Here is a 6533-nt window from a genome sequence, read left to right as displayed (position 1 = left end):
TTTAGTTGTTCTAAATAAAAATTTTTAACGTTGTTAGCGCCAGATTTGCTTCTTCAAATTGAGCAAGTATTAGGTTTAATTGGTATAAGGTTAACTTTAAATTCGAAATGAACGATGATTATACGTCGTAGCTTAGACGTCCTTTGAAGATGAGGTTGGCTGGTTTGCAGGTATCGATAGAGCCGTTTGCTGGCCGTGTATCAGACATGTACCACGGTAAATCATTGGGTTTTTCCATTTGATAAACCATGGCAGGAACATATTTTGGCTCTGCTAGCGCAAACGCCAGTGCATATTCCGCTTGCTGTTTTGGATGCAAGAAATAACTAGGATGATTGGAACGCTCTCGCTCTGGTAAAAAGCCAGTATCATGATCGTTGTCATCATGTGAAAGCTTGAACGGCATAACTTGCTTATGCTGATCTGGTTGATTAACTGGTAACTGAATAACATCATCGGTAATAGACATCGACTTTGTTACCGGTATAGGAGAAGTAGTATTGCAATCAAGTTCTGTCGCATACGCGATAACCAGCTATGATTCATTTTTTGTCGCTTCGATAAGCATAGCATTGCATTTTGCTAACCAATGCTGCAACTTATTTCCCTGACTTTTCGTCGGTCATTGATCTAACTAAGCAGCGCTTCCCGTATTTGCCTTGCCAAAACCATATATTTTCGATTCATCTTAGAGCCGAATATTCTACCAGACATCAGTACCAACCATAATTACTAGAAATATGACATTGACTAAATCTGCCAATACCGGAAAGGATTGTCTTCGACAACCATCAGGTAATCAGCAGGTTAATTATCTGCGCCCAGTAATTGAAAAGGTATTGTTTAATCATAGAGCTGCGCAAACTGAGCTCCCGCCATGATTTAACTGCAATTGTGGCGATCTATCTTAGTGATTTTCTTTCGCAAAAATATCTGTTCACGAAGCCAAGCTAAAGGTATGGCCGTTTATTCAATTTTTGATTTTTCTTGCAGAAAGACTCGGCGATACACCTTATTGAGGTAAGTAAATATTTTCTTAAGCTACTTGATTAATAACACTTAATTGCGTTTTGGGCTACATACTCTAAGCCAGCATAAATATAAAACTGTTACATTTTAACATCTTATACTTTAAATAAATAGAGGGAAGGTGGTGTAACATTTTTAAAATAAAAATTTTACAAGCTAATGAATATTGCATACAGTATAAATTATATTTAGTTTGTTTTGTATCCAGAAACAATAAACCGAGCGTTATCTATGAAGCTCACTAATAAAAATCAAACTATGGAAAAGATGATGAAAAGAACCGCACTTTATTTGGCAGTAGCCACTACTCTTATGTCAAACTCGCAAGTACTTGCTTCAGAGCACTCAAGTCATGTTTACAATCAAGAAAAAATGCCTAAGCATTTACGCACACCGTATCAAGGCGTAATGGATCAGGAAGACAGCAAGATAGTCGATCGAGATCAACTACCTCCAGTCTCAGTGAGAGGTAGCAATGTACAAAAGTTGCCTAAAAATATTGATGGCTCAGTGGCATCTCTTTGTCTTACCACTACTGATTTAGCTAGTGTTAATGGGCAACGTCGTATTGACATGTTAGAAACAAACACTAACTTTAGCTGCTTTGAGGATAATATGTGGGCTGTTGCTGATAATTTGAAAGCCACTTTATTTGATTCTGCGTCAATGACAGCTGTAGCCCAAAGAGCGCAAGAATTAGCCGCGCAATATGATGGTACCAATAGTAATGGGTTGCGCAATTTCATTAATTATCTCAGAGTCGGTTTTTGGGCCGTCACCACAAACCGCAACGCAAGTGTAACAACTGCGGTAAAAGGGTTTTTAGATGCTCTGGTCGCTAACCAAAACTATTACAATACTAACGATGAAAATGCTTTTAACGTAAAAGAAGCAATGATTTTAATGTTTATCGAAAACTGGCGTAGCCGCTATATCAATACAGGCATTGGTTGGTTACAACGCTACGATGTTAATTGGGGCGCAAATATGCAGCGTTTGTTAACAAAAACATTAACTCTGTTTTACCGAGGTCGTAATGACCAAGCGTTTAAAGCAGCTGTAGAGCAAGACCGAGCATTAGTGGACGCCCTTAAAAACTTTTTATCTAGCAATGAAAACTTAATTGGTCATATCCGTGAATATCAGTACAACGATGCTGCAAATGAGCTAGCTCGGTTACTAGGAATTGGTGGGCAAACTTACCAAGAAGTAAAGGTAATCGTACGCGACTTTTTAGCTACCCACACTATGACGGGTGATCATAGTACGGCTTGGCTCAATATGGCGGGCCAAGTTGATTATTATGACAACACTAACTGTAACTATTACAATACCTGTAATTATAAACAAACACTTGAGGCAACTGTATTACCTATTACTTACAATTGTTCTTCAACGCTACGAGTCCGCGCCCAAGAGTTAACTAACAACCAACTTGTTGGCATTTGTAATGACTTGGCTATTCAAGAAACTTACTTTCATAATAAGCTCAACACCGCTCATACCCCCGTTGCTGACGATAACAACGATACACTTGAGCTTGTTATTTATAACAGTTCGTCTGAATACAAAAAGTTTTCTGGCATCTTGTTTAATCACAGCACAGATAATGGCGGCATATATTTAGAAGGGGATCCTTCTGTGCCAGGCAATATTCCTCGATTTATGGCACATGAAGCGGAGTGGTTGAGTGACTTCACTGTATGGAATTTGGAACATGAGTATGTACATTATTTAGATGGTCGATTTAACAAAAAAGGAAACTTTCAAGATGGTAAGAATCATAAGACAGTATGGTGGAGTGAAGGCTTAGCTGAGTATATTTCTAAGAAAGATTTTAATGATGATGCCATTGAAGAAGCCCGTAAAAATACATATAAGCTAAATGACTTATTCAATACTAATTATGATGACCATGGCTCAACACGAATTTATGACTGGGGCTATTTAGCTGTTCGTTACATGTTCGAAGAGCAACAGGCTGACATCAATGCATTACTCATAGAGTTACGCAATGGTGATTATGTTGGTTTTGATAACTACCTTGCTAATATTAGTACTCAGTACAATAGCAACTTTTCAAGTTGGCTACAAACCGTTGAGAGTACCAAGGATAATAATGATGATACTGGCGCGTTAACTAATGGACAGTCTGTCACTGTCAACTCTGATGGTACTGAACTTCCAGCTTACTTTATTGATGTTCCAGTCGGAGCGACAAATCTAGTAATTCAAACTAGTGGTGGTACAGCTGGAGATGCTGACTTACATGTTAATTTTGGTAGTGAAGCAACACATACCGATTATGATTACCGCCCATGGAAAAGCGGCAGCAACGAAACCGTTTCAGTTCCCTCTCCACAAGCTGGTCGCTGGCACATTATGATTAGTCCGTACGGTAATCAGGCAATGGCTAATGTTAATTTAACGGTTAGTTGGACAGAATCAGATGGAGGAACTCAGGTTGAGGATGCTTGCGTAGAAAACCCCCCAATAAGTTCAGGCTCACTTTCATCAGGGAGTGCGGTATGCCTCGATGGTAGTCGTACCAGCTATATGTCAATTTGGGTACAGCTGGTAAGTCTTCGCTTAGCTTCTCTACGGGACATGGGACTGGTGATTTAACTCTATACCATAAAGCGGGTGGCTGGCCAGACACAAGCTCTTACGATAATACGTCTGCCACCGCTGGTAATAGCGAGCATATCACGATTAATAATCCAAGCGTTTCTTGGCATTACTTAATGGTAACAGAGCTGCATAGTGGTGCGGCTTTATTAGCAGTAATTGAGTAATATTTCTGAAATTAAAAGCTCGTAACCTGTATCAATATCGGTTGAATTAATTTAAGAATGAGGAATTATATTAGCTTCGTTAAAAATGTCTCATTTAGCGAAGCTTTTACCCTGACTACAAGGATGCAGCTCCTGAGTCAGGGTGAGAGCATACTTTGTTAACTACCATTAATCAAAGACAAGCTCTGCCTTGAATTCACCGTCAAAACTGGCCCGAACAGACTTGCCACGTATCGAATTTTTACGGCCTGTGTGCTGTGTTACCAGATTGCGAACAACCCGTCTAAACAGTGCCATATTTTCTGCCGAAATTGGCTCGTTGATCTGCCAAGCGCCTTCCTTTGAGAAAGAACGTACCTGCGTATGAAGGAGTAACAATTGCAGAAGAGTTGAGGAGAAATATCCAAAATAGCTCTAACCGCTTTAGTTCTAATGAAAAGTTTAAACTAATAGCAAGCTTTGGAGCTTCGACTTTCCCTGAACACGAAGAAACCATAGATAAGCTAACTGAAGAAGCTGATAAGGCGCTTTATAGGTCAAAGGAAAGTGGTAGAAACTCAGTGAATTTAGCTTACAATACTAGAATGTGTTGAACTTTACAGTATAAAAAGCAAACAGCATTTGGGTTAGTTATAATACTTTCGCCAAAAAACAAACAACTTCCCCCAAATGCCTAGACTAATGCTAACAGATGAAAGCTGGTTATTACTATCCAGAATTATGTATTTAAAAGGACGAATTTATAATAAGCCCGAACACAGAATGACGCTTGAAGGTATTTTATATCGTATGAGAACAGGTATCCCTTGGCGTGATTTGCCACGTGAGTTTGGTGATTGGAGTGCTGTTTTTAGACGTTTTAATTTATGGTCTAAGAAAGGTGTCATGACTGAAACCTTTGAGTTTCTCTCTCGTTTAAATGACCCTCAGTGGTTATTTATTGATGGAAGTATTGTGAAGGCTCATCAAGATGGAGCAAGCGTTAAAGCAACTCACGAACAGGCAATAGGTAAAAGTCGCGGTGGTAATTCGACCAAAATACATTTGGCTGTAGATAGCGTAGGTCTTCCTGTTCACTTTGAACTATCTGGAGGCCAAGCTCACGATGTTAGTTATGACGAGCCACTTATTTTATCGTCGCCCAAAGCAGAGGTCGTTGTAGCAGATAAAGGCTACGACAGCCAAGCATTAAGAGAGTTGATTGAAAGCCGTGATGGACAGCATGTCATTCCGAGAAAAGGGAATAGCAAACAGGGTAATGATGATATTGATTGGTGTCTTTATCGTTACAGGCATTTGGTTGAAAATGCATTTCTGAAGATAAAAAAGTACCGAGGGGTTGCAACTCGTTACGATGTACTAGTTACGATGTACTAGCTCAGACTTGATCTGACAGTTACCCGTTCTTCAATCGGTGACTGTCAGTTTAGATTTGAGCTAAATTCTTTTCCGCCCAAATCGATTTTCCATCTAGCAATGTTTCCAGTGGCGTTCTGCCACAGCACACTTTTCCTTGATGAGTTCGGTCATTATTGTAATAAACCATCCATTCGTCCAGATCCTTTTGCAATTCTTCTAACGAGCTATAGAGTTTTTTACGGAACGTAATCTGATAAAACTCATTCAGGATCGTTTTATGGAATCGCTCGCAGATACCATTAGTTTGAGGTGACATCGCCTTTGTTTTCGTATGGTCAATATCATTAATCGCCAGATAAAGTTGATAGTCATGATGCTCGACTTTACCGCAATATTCAGTACCTCGGTCAGTTAAAATTCGTAGTATAGGCAACTCATACTGCTCGAAGTAAGGGAGAACCTTGTCATTGAGTATGTCGGCTGCTGTAATCGGTGTTTTGGTCGTATAGAGCTTTGCAAACGCTACTTTGCTGTATGTATCAACGAACGTTTGCTGATAGATACGGCCAACACCTTTTAGGTTGCCAACATAAAACGTATCTTGTGAGCCTAGATAACCTGGATGCGCAGTTTCAATTTCACCACAAGCTTCATCATCGTTTTTCTTTTTCTCAAGTGCAGCGATTTGGCTGTCAGTTAAGAGAATGCCTTCGCTAGCTACTTTATCTTCTAAAGCTTTCAAACGCTTCTTAAAGTTCTCTAAGTTATGACGCAACCATATTGAACGAACACCACTGCCTGATACAAATACACCTTGTTTTCTAAGTTCGTTGCTTGTTCTGTGCTGGCCGTGGCTGGGTAGTCAATAGCGTACTTAACTACTGCTTGCTCAGTGACTTCATCTACTCGATTTTTAATATTTGGAGACCTGCGGCTTTTATCAATTAACGCATCCAAGCCACCGTCTTCGACTAGTTCTTGGTAGCGATAAAATGTGTCTCTTGAAACACCCATGACCTTACAGGCTTTAGAAACATTACCTAATTCTTCAGCAAGATTAAGTAATCCAGTTTTGTGTTTTATGATTGGGTTGTTAGTATGCAACATGAGAGTTACCACCTTTTAGGTTGTTTTGATTAAAAGATTCGACACCTTTATCAAAACGGGTAACTCTCAATTTTTCAAATCGAAATGTCAGATCAAGTCTGAACTAATTCAGCTAGAAATTATCATAGCATGCTCGCTTTAGCCTTCTCATTAATGTGGCTACCTATGTGGGTTGATTGAATTACGTACACCAAAGATCAACAGGCTCTAAATGATTGTGAATAATACCATATATGGACTCTC

The 6533-nt window shown here is 39.4% G+C and carries 4 protein-coding genes and 2 pseudogenes; 3 read left to right on the top strand and 3 right to left on the bottom strand.

All coding sequences use genetic code 11. The features are described 5' to 3' along the window. Window positions 1-118: 118 nt before the first annotated feature. The gene (locus D9603_RS19220) at window positions 119-469 is read right to left on the bottom strand and encodes a hypothetical protein (protein ID WP_128732515.1); all 351 of its coding nucleotides are present in this window, start codon (window positions 467-469) and stop codon (window positions 119-121) included. 827 nt (window positions 470-1296) lie between these two features. Here D9603_RS19220 and D9603_RS19215 point away from each other — a divergent pair. Beyond that, window positions 1297-3654, top strand: coding sequence for a M9 family metallopeptidase (locus tag D9603_RS19215; RefSeq protein WP_161972771.1), 2358 nt, complete (start codon window positions 1297-1299; stop codon window positions 3652-3654). A gap of 338 nt (window positions 3655-3992) precedes the next feature. Here the strand turns inward: D9603_RS19215 and D9603_RS22230 are convergent. Next, window positions 3993-4166: pseudogene (locus D9603_RS22230) on the bottom strand (ISAs1 family transposase); the annotation flags it as partial. Here D9603_RS22230 and D9603_RS19205 point away from each other — a divergent pair. Together D9603_RS19205 and D9603_RS19200 are read left to right on the top strand one after the other, a co-directional pair. Then, a complete protein-coding gene (locus D9603_RS19205; protein ID WP_128732512.1) occupies window positions 4166-4417 on the top strand; it encodes a diguanylate cyclase in 252 nt (83 codons plus the stop codon). The pseudogene D9603_RS22230 and the gene D9603_RS19205 overlap by 1 nt on opposite strands. Before the next feature lie 76 nt (window positions 4418-4493). After that, window positions 4494-5201 (top strand): IS5 family transposase, encoded by a 708-nt coding sequence (locus D9603_RS19200; protein ID WP_128732511.1) that lies wholly within the window; start codon window positions 4494-4496, stop codon window positions 5199-5201. A gap of 49 nt (window positions 5202-5250) precedes the next feature. Here the strand turns inward: D9603_RS19200 and D9603_RS19195 are convergent. Next, window positions 5251-6290: pseudogene (locus D9603_RS19195) on the bottom strand (IS481 family transposase). Between the last annotated feature and the right edge of the window lie 243 nt (window positions 6291-6533).

Origin of the sequence: Pseudoalteromonas sp. PS5 (genome assembly GCF_004103255.1) — a bacterium.
Taxonomy (GTDB): domain Bacteria; phylum Pseudomonadota; class Gammaproteobacteria; order Enterobacterales; family Alteromonadaceae; genus Pseudoalteromonas; species Pseudoalteromonas peptidolytica.
This window is presented reverse-complemented; position numbering and strand designations above follow the sequence as displayed.